Source organism: Maribacter stanieri, assembly GCF_900112245.1.
GTDB classification, from domain to species: domain Bacteria; phylum Bacteroidota; class Bacteroidia; order Flavobacteriales; family Flavobacteriaceae; genus Maribacter; species Maribacter stanieri.
Map to the genome: position 1 here is coordinate 210,402 of NZ_FOYX01000002.1, position 17,372 is coordinate 227,773.

The following is a 17,372-nucleotide window of genomic DNA, read 5'->3' on the forward strand; positions in this document are numbered from 1 at the left end:
CTTAATGGCTACTATGGCTCTCTAATAGTTTTTCGAACCAACGACCTGGTAACAAGTTTTTAAGTGTCAAAGAAAACTTCTGAATAAAAGTACCAACCTTATAGTGTGGTTTAGGGTTCTTGGTCTCTATAATTTTTGCTATTTTTTTGCCGACTTCAGCTGGGTCACTACCACTATCAACGTCTGCATCTATAGCTTCTAAAGTATTTCTATAAGCTTCTCTATATGGAGAATTTTCAAAAACCGGCGTATGATATCTACCTGAGGCAATATTTGTAGCAAAATCACCTGGTGCTAAAGTTGTAAGCTTTATACCAAAAGACTTAGTTTCCATTCTATAACTTTCCGTTACTATTTCAAGAGCACCTTTAGAAGCAGAATAAATTCCTCTGTAAGGCAAACCCATATAGCCCGCTATGGAAGTAATATTTATAATCAACCCACCTTTCTGCTTACGCATTACCGGTAGAACTTGATTCATTACATTTAAAGGTCCATTAAAATTGGTGGCAAATGCTTTTAAAACTTCTTCATGAGGTGTTTCTTCAATTGGTCCGGTAATACCAACACCAGCGTTGTTCACAAGCACATCTATTCTTTCTTCTTTCTCTAGCAAAGAAGCTATACAACTTTTAATAGTGGCTTCATTTCTAACATCCAACTCTAAAAGAGGAAACTCTGAAAATGATGGATATTTATTCTTGTCACGAGTAGTACCGTAAACTTTATACCCTAATGTACTTAAATGTATACCAATTGCTTTACCGATACCTGAAGACCCACCTGTAATTAGAACTACTTTTGTTTTCATTTTATAGAAAATAAGCGATGCTAAACGTTATATAGAATTGGTTTTGAATATGTTACCTTAAGTTGATTTATTTCACAATAAGGCACAAAAAAAAGGCAAGCTACCTACATCGCACCGCTACGACCATATACCCTTGCTGTGTTCCCACCCTGGGGGATTCTACAGGAGCTGGTCGTGTAGGACTTGCCAGGTGCAAATATACAATCTTTTAAAACTTTCACAATCCTTTTACATTCTAAATTTTATGAATTAAATTGCCTATTAATAGCAAGAGACCCTTCTTGCACACGATTACTAAGCAAACTTAAACACCCATTTTCTTAATGAGAATTGTAAAAATTATCTGTATCACTCTTATTACCAGTTTATTCACAGCATGCGGTAGCGGTAACCAAAAAGCATCTTCTCTATTCGAAATTGCTCTAGAAAAAAATGCAAACCTGGTTAACCAGAACCAAGAAATTGGTGTTAGTATTAAAAATAAAAAAGAAAAAGATATAGAAAGCGTTCAGTATAGCATTGACGGCAAAGTTATTCCGGTTAAAAATGACAAAATACATATCAATTTACCAACTCTAGGCAACAAGATTTTAACAGCTAAAATTACATTTGATGGTGAAACCGTAGCTATTAATAAAAACCTAAAAGTACTTTCAGAAAAAGCTCCTGAAATATATACCTATACTATTATTAATGAATACCCGCACGATACAAAGGCTTACACGCAAGGTTTAGAATTCTACAACGATACATTATATGAGTCTACTGGAAAAAAAGGACAGTCCTTTCTAAGAAAGTTAGATTTTAAAACCGGTGAGGTTTTTGAACAAATAGATTTAGATGAAACTTACTTTGGAGAAGGCATTACCATTTTAAATAATAAAATATACCAGCTTACTTGGCAAAGTGGATTAGGTTTTATTTATGATTTAGATACTTTTAAAAAAATAGACAACTTTCAATATGGAAAAAGTCGTGAAGGCTGGGGCTTGACTAATGATGGCTCTAAAATTTATAAAAGTGATGGAACTGAAAAAATATGGTTTGTGAATCCAGATACAATGACAGAAGAAGGTTACATAGAAACAGTTACCAATTCTTCAATTTTTAATTCTGCTAATGAATTAGAATACGTAGATGGTAAGATTTATGCTAATGTTTACCAAAAACCTAGCGTGATGATTATTGACAGCAAAACTGGAGCAATTGAAGGGGTAATTAATTTTAGCGGCTTAAGTGATATTATCACCAAAACCGAGAATTGGGATAAAACAAATTACGTGCTTAACGGTATAGCTTACCACCCAGAACGCAAGACATTTTTTGTTACCGGTAAGTTCTGGGACAAAATGTTTGAAGTGCAAATAGAGAAAAAATAGAAATATGGCATTTCAAAAAGAGATTGTTGTTTCGCATGACGATTTAGACGATTTAAACCATGTAAACAATGTGCGCTATGTACAGTGGATACAAGACATTTCTAAAGAACATTGGCAAACAGTAGCAACTGCAAAAATGCAGCAAGACGTTATTTGGGTAGTATTAACTCATCATATAGAATATAAGCGGGCAGCAGTATTAGATGACCCAATTGTTATATCAACACACATAGAATCTAGTTCTGGTGCTAAATGTGTTAGAATTGTAGAGATGAAACATGGTAAAACCAATAAATTATTAGTTCGTTCAAGTACAGAGTGGTGCTTATTAAATAGTAAATCTTATAGACCTGTAAGAATCCCTGAAGAGATAAAAGAAATTTTCCTCTAACTTAGTAATGCAAAAAGAATGCAACTGTGCGTATTAGAATATTAATTACTCTATCTATTTTGTTTACTATTCTATGGAGCTCATCTTGTAGAAAAGATTTTGAATACACCGCCAGTAATGGTCATTTGTCTTTTTCTAAAGATACCGTTTACCTAGATACCGTTTTCTCGAATATAGGCAGTAGCACCTATACTCTTAAAGTTTATAATGACACTAAGGATGATGTCATTATACCCAACATTGCTCTTAGAAATGGCACTGAAAGCTTTTACCGACTGAATGTTGACGGAGTTGCAGGTAATAGTTTTACCGAAATTCCGATTTATGCAAAAGATAGTCTTTTCATTCTTATTGAAACGACAATAGACATAACGGACAACTCCATAAATAAGCTTTTATATACCGATGCAATTCAGTTTGATAATGAACCTAATTTACAATCTGTTGAATTAGTAACATTGGTAAAAAATGCCATATTCCTTTTTGCCAATAGTAATACTGAACATATTGATTTATATAATGATGAATCTGGCAATCCTATTCAGATAGAAGGGTTTAATATTCCAGATGAAAAATTAAATTTTACTAAAGATAAATCTTATGTTATCTATGGATACGCCATCATCCCTGAAGATAAAGAACTAATTATAGACGCAGGTGCCCGAGTTCATTTCCATCAAAATTCTGGAATTTTAGTAAAAAATAAAGCCACACTAACCATAAACGGCGAACTAAGTGATAGTGATGAATTATTAGAGCGAGAGGTAGTTTTTGAAGGTGATAGATTAGAACCAGAATTTGCTAGTATACCAGGGCAATGGGGAGCTATTTGGATTAGTGCAGGAAGTACAAACAACACTATAAATCATCTTACCATAAAAAATGCAACAGTTGGATTGTTCGTTGAAGGAAAAGAAAATGAAGCTGAAGCATCTTTAAACATTTCAAACAGCCGTATATATAATAGCGCTAGGTATAATCTATGGTCAAAGAGTGCTGAAATAGAAGCTAACAACATTGTTTTAGGTGGATCGGGTAGTTCTTCGCTAATTATAGAAAATGGAGGCAGTTATTCTTTTATACACGCTACAATTGCTAATTACTGGAATAAAGGCTTCAGGTTTAATCCTTCTGTAGTAATAAGCAATACAAGCAGCAATAATGGCTTTGGGTTAGATTTGATAAAGGCGGATTTTAAAAATTGCATTATTGACGGCAGTAGCCAGAATGAGATCTTCCTTCAATCTAATAACGAAAACAGCTTGAACTATAATTTTCAAAATTGTTTTATCAAATTCAATGAAAACCAATCTTCAACCAATGATAGTTCTTTCTATCAATTTGATAATCCCGCCCACTACTCCAACATTCAAACAAATGGAAATTTAGATTACTATTTTCCTTTTGAAAATGATTTTAGAATTGGACTAGATTCTGAAGTAATTAATAAAGGGGATGTAAATACAGCAAATTTTACACCTTTAGACATAATAGGAATAACACGAATAATGAGTCCAGATTTAGGAGCATTTCAAGCAAAAGAGAAGGAATTTTAGATATTTCTTTAAATATAATGACAGATTTTTCTCTCACAAGCCCCGTAAATAGGCATTATATCAATATGTCCTTGGTTTTTATAAGGATATTCTAGGTCTCCTTTTTCCTTCCTATGTTTAATTTCGTAGTATACATTATATTTTTTGAACTACACATATACCATAATAGACTCTGATGCTGTCTCAAATTTGCAGTTGCATGCATTTTTAGACGAATATGGTGATTTTGAATGTATAAATACTACCACCAACCCTACAGATGGTTTAAACGATATTTTAAAATATTCTCCTGATATTGTTTTTATAAACTTAAATAACGACTATTCATCAGTTTTTTTAATGGTGACCGAAATTCACCAATATATGAGTCAATTACCTATTTTAATTGGTATTGCTTCAACCAAAAATTACGCATATGACGCCATAAAAAATGGTTTTTTTGATTATTGGCTACAACCCTTTAATGAATTTGATATTCGTAAATCTTTGTTGAAACTTCAAAAAAGAATGCCAAAAGAAAAGGCTCCTGCAACTTTATGCCTTAAATCCTACAACGATTTTCAATACTTGAATACCAATGATATTCTTTATTTAAAAGCAGATAATAATACCACTGAATTTTTTATGAAAGATGGTGCAATTATTAATGCTTTTAAAACGTTAAAAACTTTTGAGAAAACATTGCCAGATAACTTTATGCGTATACATCAAAGTTATATTGTAAATACTAGCTATGTTTCTCGCATTAACTTTGGCAAATCTATCTGCGCCTTAAAAACGGTGAATGAGAACATTCCCTTCTCAAAATCATACCGTGAGAATATGAATAACCTAAAAACTATTCTCTCAAAAAACACCCTTTCCACCTTGAATTAAAGAATTCTCTCACAATTGGGTCATATACTCACAGAACAGCGTCATTCACTTATGACTCAGAAAACTGCAATTACGCTCCGCTTTATGGTATTACCTTGGCTATAGAATAAACCAAAGAACCCCTAAAAAACAGGAACATTATGAAAAAAGTAACAAGTATCTTAGCAGTAGCAGTAATGACATTAGGAATAGCAACAGCGGCTGTTCAAAATTTAAATAGTGAATTTGATTTCTTAAACGATATTTCTAAAGCACTTGCTTGTGATGATTGCCATACCAATGATACAAGAGGAGATAGACCTATAGGTAAAATCGCATAAGAATATAAAAACATATTACAAAAAAGCTTTTAACATTAATGTTAAAGGCTTTTTTTTTATACCTTGGTTTTCTATCTCCAAATATTTTTTTTTGATTAAATATTATTTTTCAATATTCGTGCTAGTTATATTTTGTACCAGTTGTGCAAAAACAAAACCTTCTTCAGAAACAACCACAACAACTAAGTTAGAAAATGATAGTATTTCTATCTGGATTGCAAAAAGTCAAAAACCTACCACAACAAATGAAGAAAAGTTAAAACTACAATTAAAAGCATATGCTTTTGCTGAAAATTCAAGTAACGATTCCTTAAAAGCCAGTTATTTTTCTACCCTTTCATATAATCAAATATTTGTAACTGATAGTTCTTTATTTCGTAAAGTAAATAAAAGAGCAATTACAACAAATGAAAAAATCAAGGACTCCACTGCGTTAGGTATAGCCTATTGGGATATGGGCTATTTTTTTCAAGGCAAAGTCTTTAAGGATAGTGCTTTCTATTATTACTCGGAAGCTCAGAAGACATTTGAAGACATTAATGAAAATGCATTATCAGGAATAATGTATTTAAATATGGCATCCATACAAATGCAGATAAAGGATTATACGGGCAGTGAAGCAAATACCACAAGAGCAATTGAACTATTTAAGCCTTTAAATGATAATTACAACTTATACAATTGTTATAATCTTCTTGGTATACTGCTAGGTGATTTAGAGGAATATGAAAAATCATTAATTTATTATAATGAGGCGCTTTATTATTTAAAAAAAACAGAAAATAGCAAAATAAATGAATTGCCTATTATTAATAACATAGGTATTGTTTATCGAAACACTAAACAATACAAGAAAGCAATTGAAAATTTTGAAAGTGTTATAAATGCCAGTAATATCCTTGTAAAAAATCCGAATTTATACGCAAAAGCTTTAAGTAACCTAGCTACTACCAAGCTATACAACGAAGATACACTTGGTATACATAACTTATTGATCAAAGCTATTGATATAAAGCACCAAGAGAAAGCATTAGGAAGCTTAGCATCAAGCTACTATGGTTTAGCTGAATACAACCTTTATGCAAAAGATACTTTAACAGCATTCGACAATGCTAAAAAGGCGTTAAAATTTTCAATTGAAAGTAATAATAATGAACGACTACTTAAAACTTGGTCTTTTCTCGCAGGCATAGATAACGCTAATGCTACTGAATATTTTCAAAAATTCACCATACTTAGTGACAGCCTTCAAAAAGAAGAACGTAAACAACAGAATAAATTTGCACGTATACGATTTGAAACAGATGAATTTATAGCAGAAAATATAGAATTGGAAAGTGAAAAAGAAGTGCTTTCTAAACAAAAGAAAATGTGGATCGGTATTGCAACTGGTTTCTTTTTACTTGGTCTGTCAATCTACATTATCATTAACCAACGTGCTAAAAATCAAAAATTACGTTTTGACCAACAACAACAGGCAAATAACCAAGAGATCTTTAATCTCATGTTAATGCAAAAACAAAAAGTAGACGAAGTTAAAAGGCTAGAACAAAAACGTATTTCAGAAGAACTTCATGATGGTGTCTTAGGTAAAATGCTAGGTGCCCGTATGATATTGACAGGACTTAATAAACGCGCTACCGATGAGGCTATACAAGAAAAATCTAAAGCACTAGGCTCCTTACAAGAAATTGAAAATGAAATACGATCTATATCACATGAGTTAAGCCACAGTGCCTATCAAAAAATCAACAACTTTACAGACTCTATTGAAACACTACTTTCAAACAACAAAAATATCGACATTAAAACCTTCTTTCATTTTAACGAAGACGAAAACTGGGACAGCCTAGCTGGCGATGTAAAAATTAATGTATACAGAATAATACAAGAAACATTTCAAAATGCAATTAAGCATGCAAACTGCTCGTATTTTGAAGTTACTTTTCACCGAGATGATGAGAAATTCAATGTTATAATGAGCGACAATGGCATCGGTTTCAATCTTAATAAAGGTAAAAAAGGTATTGGCATTAGAAATATTACTTCTAGGATGGATAAATTAAATGGTTCATTTCATATTGATACAACTGAAGGACAAGGCACTACAATCTCCCTGAACATTCCGATACAAATTGAAACTAAAAAAATAATAAATAATAATACCTAGTATTAAAACGTTTAGTAAATTACAATAGAATCGTAACTTATGAACACTGTACGAATTTTAGCGGTAGATGATCACGAAATGACAGCTTTGGGGTATAAATATATCCTTGAAGACTCTGATTTTACTGGCTTTAATGTAAAAGTTGAAATTGCCACTAGTTTTGAAAAAGGTAAAAGTAAAATTGAATTATCTAAGCGAGCAGTACCTTATGATTTAATTCTGTTAGATATTCAATTATTTTCACCAGAATCTAAAGATATCAGAACTGGTATTGATTTAGGCATGGTTGCAAGAGCTGAAGTACCCAATTCAAAGGTAGTTTTTATGTCTTCTTATAGCGACAACTACAGAATCAATAACATTTTTAAAACCGTAAATCCAGATGGGTATATGGTTAAATCTGAAATTGATGAAATGTCGTTAAAAACAATGGTTGAAACTATAGTTAATGAATCTCCATATTATACCGCAAGTGCACTTTCTGCAATACGCCGAAGAATGTCTACAGACATTGTAATAGACGAACAAGACCAAAAAATACTATATCACCTTTCCCAAGGTATACACACAAGAGATATAGCACCATTAATTGGCTCTGCAAATACCACTGTTGAAGCTAGAAAAAGACAACTAAAAGCTTTATTTGATGTTAAGAATGGAAACGATCTTGCATTAATAAATGAAGCTAAAACTCGTGGATTCTTGTAAAATTATTAAATAATTGATTTTCAATTAGTTATGATTTTTATCTTCATTTTAACATAATATCCTCATAAATTCTAAGGTTTTCCTATATGATATTGCAACGTGAGAAAAGTATCTTTATAAGAAAGAATGCTATAATTTTTCTTGTATGCCATTTAATTACGAAAACTTCATAAACAATTCAAAGCTAGAATACACCAAAGAAATTAATGGTTTAGACGAATTTCTAACCTCTCTTGGTTTTCATTATTTCTCAAGTGTAAAGCTTAACAATAAGCATATTACCTTTAACTCCATTAGTTTGGTAGTAGAAGTAACTTGTAATTTAGATTTGCTGGAGCTACTAGCGCACTTTAATACCGGACGTTGGGGAAGCAATGGCAAAGAAGAATCTCCTTTACAACATGCCTTAGATATTCTTGATTTACAGAATCAATATCATATAGATATTGAAGAACTTACCTTTTTCTTAAATGATACAAGTATTGTTATTAAAAGAATTTATGACAAGAGTATACCAAGCCAATTAAATGACATTTTAAAGCAAATTGCATTTAACTATGTCTTTTTAACAAGAGGTCTTACTCAAAAACCATATGAAATTTTCGTTCCTATTTTTGAAGATATAATAGAAAATATAGATGCTAACGAAAATCAACTAAATATGGTCCCAAAATCATATTCTGAATTTTGGGGAATATATTTAGATAAAGACGACGAAGCATCTATTTATGATGTGAACAAGAATACCTATGTAAGTGGTGATTTAGAGTTTCTATCAGAATAAAAAACAAACCTATTTTTATTTAAGCATTAAAAATAGGTCTCGTATTCATCATTGCATTTACTTTACTTTTCACTTCTTTAATTATAGTTTCATTTTCAGGATTTGTAATTACCTGATCAATGAAATCAACAACTATTTCCATATCACTTTCAACTAAGCCCCTAGTGGTAATAGCTGCAGTTCCAAAACGAATACCCGAAGTAACAAATGGAGATTTGTCATCAAAAGGCACCATATTCTTGTTTGCCGTAATATCAGCAAGAACCAATGCTTTTTCTGCATCTTTACCAGAAATATCTTTATTTCTAAGATCAATAAGCATCATATGATTGTCCGTACCATCAGAAATGATGTTGTAACCACGTTTCACAAAAGATTTAGCCATTGCATCGGCATTCTTCTTTACTTGCGCTATATAAGTTGCATACGATTCTGTTAATGCTTCACCAAAAGCAATTGCCTTACCAGCAATAACATGCTCTAAAGGACCACCTTGATTACCTGGAAAAACTGCTAAATCCAATAAAGCGGACATTTTTCTAAGGTTACCGTTTTTCAATTTAATGCCAAATGGGTTTTCAAAATCTTCTCCCATCAATATTAAACCACCTCTTGGTCCTCTTAATGTTTTATGTGTTGTTGTAGTAACAATATGACAGTGAGGAATAGGATTGTTCAATAATCCTTTTGCAATTAATCCTGCCGGATGAGAAATATCTGCAAGCAAAATAGCATTTACACTATCTGCAATTTTCCGAAAACGCTCAAAATCCATATCTCTAGAATAAGCAGATGCCCCAGCGATAATTAATTTCGGCTGCTCTTTTGTAGCTACTTCTTGAATTTTATCGTAATCTAATCTACCTGTTTCTTTATCAACTCCATAAAAAACAGGGTTATATAACCTACCTGAAAAATTTACGGGAGAACCATGAGTTAGGTGCCCTCCGTGAGATAGATCAAAACCTAATATTTTATCTCCTGGTTGTAAACATGCATGATAAACTGCCGCATTAGCTTGAGAACCTGAGTGTGGTTGTACATTAGCATATGCCGCACCAAAAAGCTCTTTAGCCCTGTCAATAGCCAATTGCTCAACTTTATCAACTACTTCGCAACCTCCGTAATATCTTTTTCCAGGGTAACCTTCTGCATACTTATTTGTAAGCACAGAACCTTGGGCTTCCATAACTTGAGGACTAGTAAAGTTTTCAGAGGCAATTAATTCAATGCCGTTAATTTGACGTTGCTTCTCTTCTTCAATAAGATTAAATATTGTTGTATCGCGTTGCATGTTACTATATCTTTTAAATAAGCTGCTAAAATACAAATAGCCTACTTAATGAAATATAAAAAACAGTACAAACACATAACTTATTTATTAAAATAAGTTAATAACTATATTTTTTTTAAAAGACGCCAAAGTAATGACAGTTAAGCATCTTAACGAAAATATACTATTCCTTATCCTATTACGTTAAGTAATAACCCTTTTATGGCACGGCTGTTGAATAGCTTTAATAAATTCTAAAATTAATAGACATGAAAAAATTTCTACTATTTAGTTTTATAGGTCTACTACTTTCTTGTAGTGGCGTTAAGAAAACGCAAGAAGCTCTTAATTCTGGCAATTACGAAGCTGCAATTAATAAAGCAGTTATGAATATTGCAGAGAACAAGACCAAAAAAAGTAATCAAACGTATATTGCTCTGCTTGAGGAAGGGTATAAAAAAAATACCGAAAGAGAATTACAACATATAAAGTTCCTTAAAAAGGATGGTAATGCTGCTAATTACGAAGAAATCTATAATACATACGGACGTTTAAAATCTATTCAGGAAAGAATACGACCATTGCTTCCTTTGTATATTCAAGACGAAAACAGAAAGGCGCAGTTTAATTTTAAAAATTATGATGAGGATATAATTGCCGCTAAAACTAATTTATCCGAATTTTTATACAATAAGGCAACAACGCTATTAAAAGATGCTAATTATAAGTCTGACTATAGAAATGCGTATAATGACCTTAATTATTTAGAGGAGATTAATCCTAATTTCAAAGATGTTGTAAGCAAGATAGATGAAGCATATAAAAAAGGGTTAGATTTTGTTATTGTAGAAATGACGAATAATACAGATCAAATAATACCAAAAAGGCTTGAAGATGAACTTTTAAATTTGAATACTTATGGATTGAATTCTGATTGGACCGAGTACCACACTAATAGAATACAGAATCAACTATACGATTATCAGATGGAGGTTTCTTTTCAGGACATTAATATTTCTCCCGAACAAATTAGAGAGAAACAAATAAGTAAGGAAAAGCAGATTAAAGACGGATATACTTTTGTTGAAGATCGTAATGGCAATGTAGTTTCTGACAGTTTAGGCAATAGTATAAAGGTTGATAAATTTAAAACTGTAAGATGTGATTTTTACCAATTTACTCAATTTAAAAGTGCACAAGTTACAGGTGTTGTAAGTTTTATTGATATAAAAAAGCAACAGAAAATTAATCAGTACCCATTATCCAGTCAGTTCGTATTTGAGCATATTTACGCCAATTACGATGGAGACAAAAGAGCTTTAGACAATGATTTGGTTTCACTATTACAATTGGCAAGAGTTCCTTTTCCCAGTAACGAACAAATGGTTTATGATGCTGGTGAAGATTTAAAAAATAATCTTAAAAATATTCTTAACAATCAAAGGTTCAACTAAAAAAAAAGCCCCGTTTAGTACGGGGCTTTTTTATATATATTGTTCTAATTTTATATCGGATATTGCTCCATGAGAATCGTGGATTACCACTACCCCATTTTTTATTATCAACATTTGTGGCGATTGATGCATTACCCCAAATTCTGAAGCTACCGCATTAGATACATCCCTATTTGCCAATAAGTCTAAAAAGTAAAGATCCATCTGTCCATTTTCAAGACCATAACTACTTTTAAACATATTCAAAACCATTCTACTAATACCGCAAGACGTTGAGTGCTTGAATATAACCTGTGGCCTATTATTAGATGCTTCCTTAATGTCTTTCAATTGACCAATTGTATTCAAGGAAATCCAAGGTATATCTGACGAAGCATTCCCATCATCACTTTTTGAATTCCCAAATAAACCTCCAAATAATCCCATAAAATTCTTAATTTAATAGTCTAAATTCAATTCGAGCAACCTGACTAATTGTCATTTTATTTTCTTAAATTTACGCCATTTTGTCTCATAAATTCAATTGGTAAGATTGTTGAATATTAATTTTCAAAAGTATTACAATTAACTAAAACCTGAGATAATGAATATAAATAATTTTACTATAAAATCACAAGAGGCTATTCAACAAGCCCAGTTGATTGCTCAGAATAATGGGCATCAACAAATTGAAAACGAACACCTATTTAAAGCACTTACAGAAGTAGAAGAAAATGTAATGCCCTTTTTAATTAAAAAGCTTGGTATTAATTTTTCGCTAGTTCAACAAATTTTAGAAAAAGAACTTTTAAGCTTTCCTAAAGTTGAAGGCGGTGACTTACAATTTTCTAGAGAAGCTAGTAAGACTTTAAACGAAGCCAGTATCATCGCCAAAAAAATGGAAGATGAATATGTCTCTATAGAACATCTATTTTTAGCCATCTTAAAATCAAAAAGTAAGATAGCCCAAATCTTAAAAGACCAAGGGGCAACCGAAAAAGATTTAATGTCTGCAATAGACGAATTGCGTAATGGCGACAAGGTAACCTCGCAAAGTGCCGAAGACAATTATAACTCACTTAATAAATACGCTAAAAATCTAAATGAATTAGCAGATAGCGGTAAATTAGACCCAGTAATTGGGCGTGATGAAGAAATTCGTAGAATTCTACAAATTTTGTCTAGACGCACCAAGAACAACCCAATTTTAGTAGGTGAACCAGGAGTTGGTAAAACGGCTATTGTTGAAGGTTTAGCACATAGAATCATACAGGGCGATATTCCTGAAAACCTAAAGGATAAAGTAATTTACTCTTTAGATATGGGAGCATTAATAGCTGGCGCCAAGTATAAAGGCGAGTTTGAAGAACGATTAAAAGCGGTTATTAAGGAGGTGGTAAGTGCAGATGGTAATATCATCTTATTTATTGATGAAATACACACTTTAGTTGGCGCCGGAGGCGGACAAGGAGCTATGGATGCCGCAAACATTCTCAAACCTGCTTTAGCTAGAGGTGAATTAAGATCGATCGGTGCAACTACCTTAGATGAATATCAAAAATATTTTGAGAAAGATAAAGCCCTTGAAAGAAGATTTCAAAAGGTGGTTGTAGATCAGCCAGATACTGAAAGTGCTATTTCCATCCTTAGGGGTATTAAAGAAAAGTATGAAGCTCATCACAAAGTACGTATTAAAGATGAAGCGGTCATTGCTGCTGTAGAGTTATCACAACGATATATAACCAATAGATTCTTACCAGATAAGGCTATTGACCTTATGGATGAAGCCGCATCTAAACTTCGAATGGAAATTAATTCTAAGCCAGAAGAGCTAGATGTGCTTGATCGAAAGATCATGCAGATTGAAATTGAGATTGAAGCCATTAAACGCGAAAATGACAAGGCTAAGCTTCAAGTTTTAAATTTAGATCTGGCAAACATAAAAGAAGAACGTAATGAAATATTTGCTCAATGGGAAAGCGAAAAATCTGTAGTTGATAATATTCAACAGACTAAACTTGATATTGAAAATTTCAAGGCAGAAGCGGAACGTGCAGAGCGTAACGGCGATTACGGGAAAGTTGCCGAGATTAGATATGGAAAAATCAAGGAAGCACAGGAGAATTTAACCAAATTACAAGATGATTTGGCTTCACAGCAACATTCTGGTACTTTAATTAAAGAAGAAGTTACTAGTGACGATATTGCTGAAGTTGTTGCAAAATGGACAGGAATACCTGTTACTAAAATGCTGCAAAGTGAGCGGGAAAAGTTACTGAAATTAGAAAGTGTGCTACACAAAAGAGTAGTTGGTCAAGAAGAAGCTATTGAAGCTGTTTCCGACGCAATTAGAAGAAGCAGAGCAGGTTTACAAGATGCTAGAAAACCAATTGGTTCATTTTTATTCTTAGGTACAACTGGTGTTGGTAAAACGGAGTTGGCAAAAACATTAGCCTCTTATTTATTTGATGACGAGAATGCAATGACCAGAATAGATATGAGTGAATACCAAGAAAGACACTCCGTAAGCAGACTTGTAGGAGCTCCTCCAGGATACGTTGGTTATGACGAAGGTGGACAATTGACAGAGGCTGTTAGAAGAAGACCATATTCTGTGGTGCTTTTAGATGAAATTGAAAAAGCACACCCAGATACTTTCAATATTTTATTACAAGTATTGGATGAAGGAAGATTGACAGATAATAAAGGAAGGGTTGCTGATTTTAAAAATACAATTATAATCATGACCAGTAATATGGGAAGTGATATAATTCAAGATAAATTTGAAAACGCAGTAGATACTTATAGCGCTACAGAAGCCGCTAGAGTTGAAGTACTTGGGTTGTTAAAGAAAACAGTTCGCCCAGAGTTTATTAATAGAATTGATGACATTGTAATGTTTACGCCTTTAACCAAGGACAACATTAAACAAATTGTAAGACTTCAATTAGATCAACTAAAGAAAATGTTGGACAAACAACAAATTACTTTAGATGCTACTGAAGAAGCTATTGCTTATTTGGCAGATAAAGGTTATGATCCTCAATTTGGAGCAAGACCGGTTAAAAGAACTATTCAAAAAGAGGTTCTTAACAATATGTCCAAATCACTTCTTAGTGGAGAAATTAAGTCTGATAGCGTTGTCTTGCTAGACGCCTTTGACAATAGTTTAGTTTTTAGGAATCAAGAAGATATAGTTGTCTAATTTTATAAAAATGATAAAAAAGCGTTCATATTAAATATATGAGCGCTTTTTTTTATCAACAATATATACCATGCAGTATAGATTTTTTATATTCGCATAAAACAGTCTTATATGTCCACAAAAGCCGAAAGAACTACCGCTTATATTATTGAGACTGTCGCCCCTGTTTTTAATAAACATGGATACGTCGGCACTAGCATGAGTGATTTAACAGATGCTACAAACCTTACTAAAGGTGCATTGTACGGTAATTTTGAAAACAAAGAAGCTTTAGCATTAGCGGCATTCGAATTTAACCGTAACGTATTGCTTACAGGTATTGATGAACATTTATCTATTGAAGGCAAGGCTATTAACAGGATAGAGAACCTTATAGCATTTTATAAGAAATATGATGTTTTTACCATGAACATGGGTGGTTGTCCAATTTTAAATGTAGGCATAGACGCACAACATAACAATAAATTATTGGCTGCCGCAGCAAAGGAAACCATTAAAGAAATTGAAGGAAAAATTGCTTTGGTTTTTGAGAATGGTATTAATAATGGAGAATTTAAATTACCAGTAACTCCTCTGCAGTTTTCTAAGCAATTATTCACCATTATCCAAGGAGCCATAGCAATGGCAAGTATTACCAAAGACCGTAAATACTTATTGAATACAGTAACTTACCTAGAAGTTTTGATAAAAAGAGAACTTAAATAGGCTAATACGGTTTTCGCATTAGCTTATTTCTAATTATTTAATAGAGCTTAAGGGAGATTATTCTTCTCCCGTTACTCTAAATATCCATATTTTATCATTGTACTTGCCGTCTAATTTAGAGTCTCTAGCGGCTCTTGCATCTTTAATGAAGTTATATTTAGCCAGGTATACGTAGTTATATTTATTCTTTTGTCTAAAGAAAGATTTTGCATTTATTCCCTTTTTCTTCATGTCCGCCAAGAAAGCGTCTAAGTATTTTTTAGTCCCAAATACGTTTGCTATTAAATAATAACCCGGTTCCAAAGAGCCTTCTTTAGCGACTTCTTCGTATTTCTCGCCAGCCTTAACTTCAACCACTTCGTTTTTCATAGCCAAAGCTTCGCTTTGAGCTATTGAATCTTGTCGTTGTTTTTGCGCTAATGCAACAGCCTCAGCCTCTCTCTTCATTACAACAGCAATTGAATCTTGCTGTCTTTGCTGTTTAAGTGCTTTTGCAGCAACTAATGCCTGTTCCACTTTTGCATTCTCTATTGAATCCCTTTTTCTCTTTAAGTCTCGCTTAGATTCCTTTGCGGCAATACCCGTCTTCCTGGAAGCATCTTGAATAGAATCTCTAATTCTATTACTTTCTATAAGTGCTAGACGCTCTTGTTTTTTCGATTCGCGTTTTAAAGCTAGCTTTTCCGCTTTAGTCAATTCAGTTGACTCTACTTCCTTTTCTTCTTGTTTAGCAAGTAACTCTTCTTTATTCTTTTCTTCTTCAGCTATTAATTGCTCTTCTAATTTTTCTTCAGGCGTTTGTAATGCTCCTAATTTATAAGAAGTAACCAATTCAAAAGAAGGGTCCTGTCCTTTTAGATCTGAACTTGTCCCAACTTCAATTAAAGCCCCAAAAGAAACTCGTTTAAAGAAACGACCTCCAACTCCTCCTGAGAATCCGTAGAAACTATTATAACCTGCTTGAGCCCAATACTTATTGGTTGTCAATAAAGTGGTTAAACCCACTTGATTATCCAAGCCAGGTATAGTCTTGTAATACAATATTGGTCTAAAAACAGAACTATTATCAGTTGCTAATACATTTACTGGAAAATCATAACTTACCAATGCCTGAAACATTCTATCATCTGGACTAGTGTTTCTCTCATTAGTAGTGAAGTTATAATCGAAAAGATTCTCTGATACCAACCCAATATTAAAACCATCAATACTCAAATTAACACCAGGTGCCATTTGTATGATAAAATCATTATTTATAGTTGTCTGGATAGGATTCGGCACAAAGAAACGATCATCTGCCAACTTCTGCTGAAAAGCAAATAGATTAAGACCTACCCCCAAAAACACATTTTCGCTTAGTTCTATATTATAAGCGTAATTTAAAGCGGCACCGGTATTTAGAAAAATACCTGTATTATGTTGAAAAAAACCAACACCTGCAGAAGACACATCACTTAGTCTTGTAGTGTAATTTAAAAATAATGAAGTTGGGTCAGCATCATAGCTTTGCCATTGCCATCTAGCCCATAGCGCCACAGAGGAAGGATTATTACGATCCAAACTATAAGCAGGATTTATTAAACTACTGTTATATTCGGTTAGATTTTGTTGCCTAAAATCTGTAGGAAGTACGACTTCTTGAGCCTTAAGACCTAGAACTACAAAACCGATAAGAAGTGCCCCACAAAATTTTTTCATATGCAAAAAAACAAAAAATAGACTATTTATAGTACTATTTTGAAGTAATTTTAGTTATTAAAT

At 32.7% G+C, this 17,372-nt stretch carries 15 protein-coding genes and 1 other RNA gene; 11 read left to right on the forward strand and 5 right to left on the reverse strand.

The features are described from left to right. Position 1: 1 nt before the first annotated feature. Together BM296_RS11335 and ffs are read right to left on the reverse strand one after the other, a co-directional pair. The gene (locus tag BM296_RS11335) at positions 2–811 is read right to left on the reverse strand and encodes an SDR family oxidoreductase (protein ID WP_091903153.1); all 810 of its coding nucleotides are present in this window, start codon (positions 809–811) and stop codon (positions 2–4) included. A 90-nt stretch (positions 812–901) separates the two neighbouring features. Beyond that, positions 902–1,000: signal recognition particle sRNA small type (gene ffs / locus BM296_RS11340), an RNA gene on the reverse strand. A gap of 134 nt (positions 1,001–1,134) precedes the next feature. Between ffs and BM296_RS11345 the strand changes: the two genes are divergently transcribed. The 8 genes from BM296_RS11345 to BM296_RS11380 all read left to right on the forward strand — a co-directional run bounded on the left by BM296_RS11345 (position 1,135) and on the right by BM296_RS11380 (position 8,995). Then, positions 1,135–2,190, forward strand: a complete 1,056-nt coding sequence (locus tag BM296_RS11345) for a glutaminyl-peptide cyclotransferase (protein WP_091903154.1) — start codon at positions 1,135–1,137, stop codon at positions 2,188–2,190. Between the two features lie 4 nt (positions 2,191–2,194). Beyond that, positions 2,195–2,581, forward strand: coding sequence for an acyl-CoA thioesterase (locus tag BM296_RS11350; RefSeq protein WP_091903155.1), 387 nt, complete (start codon positions 2,195–2,197; stop codon positions 2,579–2,581). A gap of 26 nt (positions 2,582–2,607) precedes the next feature. Further along, positions 2,608–4,137 carry a hypothetical protein gene (locus tag BM296_RS11355; RefSeq protein ID WP_091903156.1) on the forward strand — a complete coding sequence of 510 codons (1,530 nt, stop codon included), beginning with the start codon at positions 2,608–2,610 and terminating at the stop codon, positions 4,135–4,137. Positions 4,138–4,281: 144 nt separating this feature from the next. Continuing rightward, a complete protein-coding gene (locus tag BM296_RS11360) occupies positions 4,282–5,013 on the forward strand; it encodes a LytR/AlgR family response regulator transcription factor (protein ID WP_091903157.1) in 732 nt (243 codons plus the stop codon). A gap of 140 nt (positions 5,014–5,153) precedes the next feature. Then, the gene (locus tag BM296_RS11365; protein ID WP_027067224.1) at positions 5,154–5,333 is read left to right on the forward strand and encodes a hypothetical protein; all 180 of its coding nucleotides are present in this window, start codon (positions 5,154–5,156) and stop codon (positions 5,331–5,333) included. A gap of 118 nt (positions 5,334–5,451) precedes the next feature. Next, entirely contained in the window at positions 5,452–7,503 is a 2,052-nt protein-coding gene (locus BM296_RS11370; protein ID WP_091903158.1) for a tetratricopeptide repeat-containing sensor histidine kinase, read from the forward strand. A 39-nt stretch (positions 7,504–7,542) separates the two neighbouring features. Continuing rightward, the gene (locus tag BM296_RS11375; RefSeq protein ID WP_027067226.1) at positions 7,543–8,211 is read left to right on the forward strand and encodes a response regulator; all 669 of its coding nucleotides are present in this window, start codon (positions 7,543–7,545) and stop codon (positions 8,209–8,211) included. Positions 8,212–8,356: 145 nt separating this feature from the next. Continuing rightward, complete coding sequence (locus BM296_RS11380; protein ID WP_091903159.1) at positions 8,357–8,995, forward strand: hypothetical protein; 639 nt, start codon at positions 8,357–8,359, stop codon at positions 8,993–8,995. A gap of 19 nt (positions 8,996–9,014) precedes the next feature. Here BM296_RS11380 and glyA read toward each other — a convergent pair whose 3' ends face one another. Then, positions 9,015–10,289: a serine hydroxymethyltransferase gene (glyA, locus tag BM296_RS11385; protein WP_091903160.1), complete on the reverse strand. Its 1,275-nt coding sequence runs from the start codon at positions 10,287–10,289 to the stop codon at positions 9,015–9,017. A 248-nt stretch (positions 10,290–10,537) separates the two neighbouring features. On the opposite strand from glyA, the gene BM296_RS11390 reads away from it, so the two are divergent. Next, positions 10,538–11,722, forward strand: coding sequence for a hypothetical protein (locus BM296_RS11390; RefSeq protein WP_091903161.1), 1,185 nt, complete (start codon positions 10,538–10,540; stop codon positions 11,720–11,722). Between the two features lie 30 nt (positions 11,723–11,752). Here the strand turns inward: BM296_RS11390 and ytxJ are convergent, their stop codons facing one another. Continuing rightward, positions 11,753–12,148, reverse strand: coding sequence for a bacillithiol system redox-active protein YtxJ (ytxJ, locus tag BM296_RS11395; protein WP_027067230.1), 396 nt, complete (start codon positions 12,146–12,148; stop codon positions 11,753–11,755). Positions 12,149–12,305: 157 nt separating this feature from the next. Here ytxJ and clpB point away from each other — a divergent pair, with 157 nt between their 5' ends. Next, positions 12,306–14,906, forward strand: a complete 2,601-nt coding sequence (gene clpB / locus BM296_RS11400; RefSeq protein WP_027067231.1) for an ATP-dependent chaperone ClpB — start codon at positions 12,306–12,308, stop codon at positions 14,904–14,906. 111 nt (positions 14,907–15,017) lie between these two features. Further along, complete coding sequence (locus BM296_RS11405; protein WP_091903162.1) at positions 15,018–15,611, forward strand: TetR/AcrR family transcriptional regulator; 594 nt, start codon at positions 15,018–15,020, stop codon at positions 15,609–15,611. 57 nt (positions 15,612–15,668) lie between these two features. Here BM296_RS11405 and BM296_RS11410 read toward each other — a convergent pair whose 3' ends face one another. Next, positions 15,669–17,309 (reverse strand): PorP/SprF family type IX secretion system membrane protein, encoded by a 1,641-nt coding sequence (locus BM296_RS11410; protein WP_091903163.1) that lies wholly within the window; start codon positions 17,307–17,309, stop codon positions 15,669–15,671. Positions 17,310–17,372: the final 63 nt, after the last annotated feature.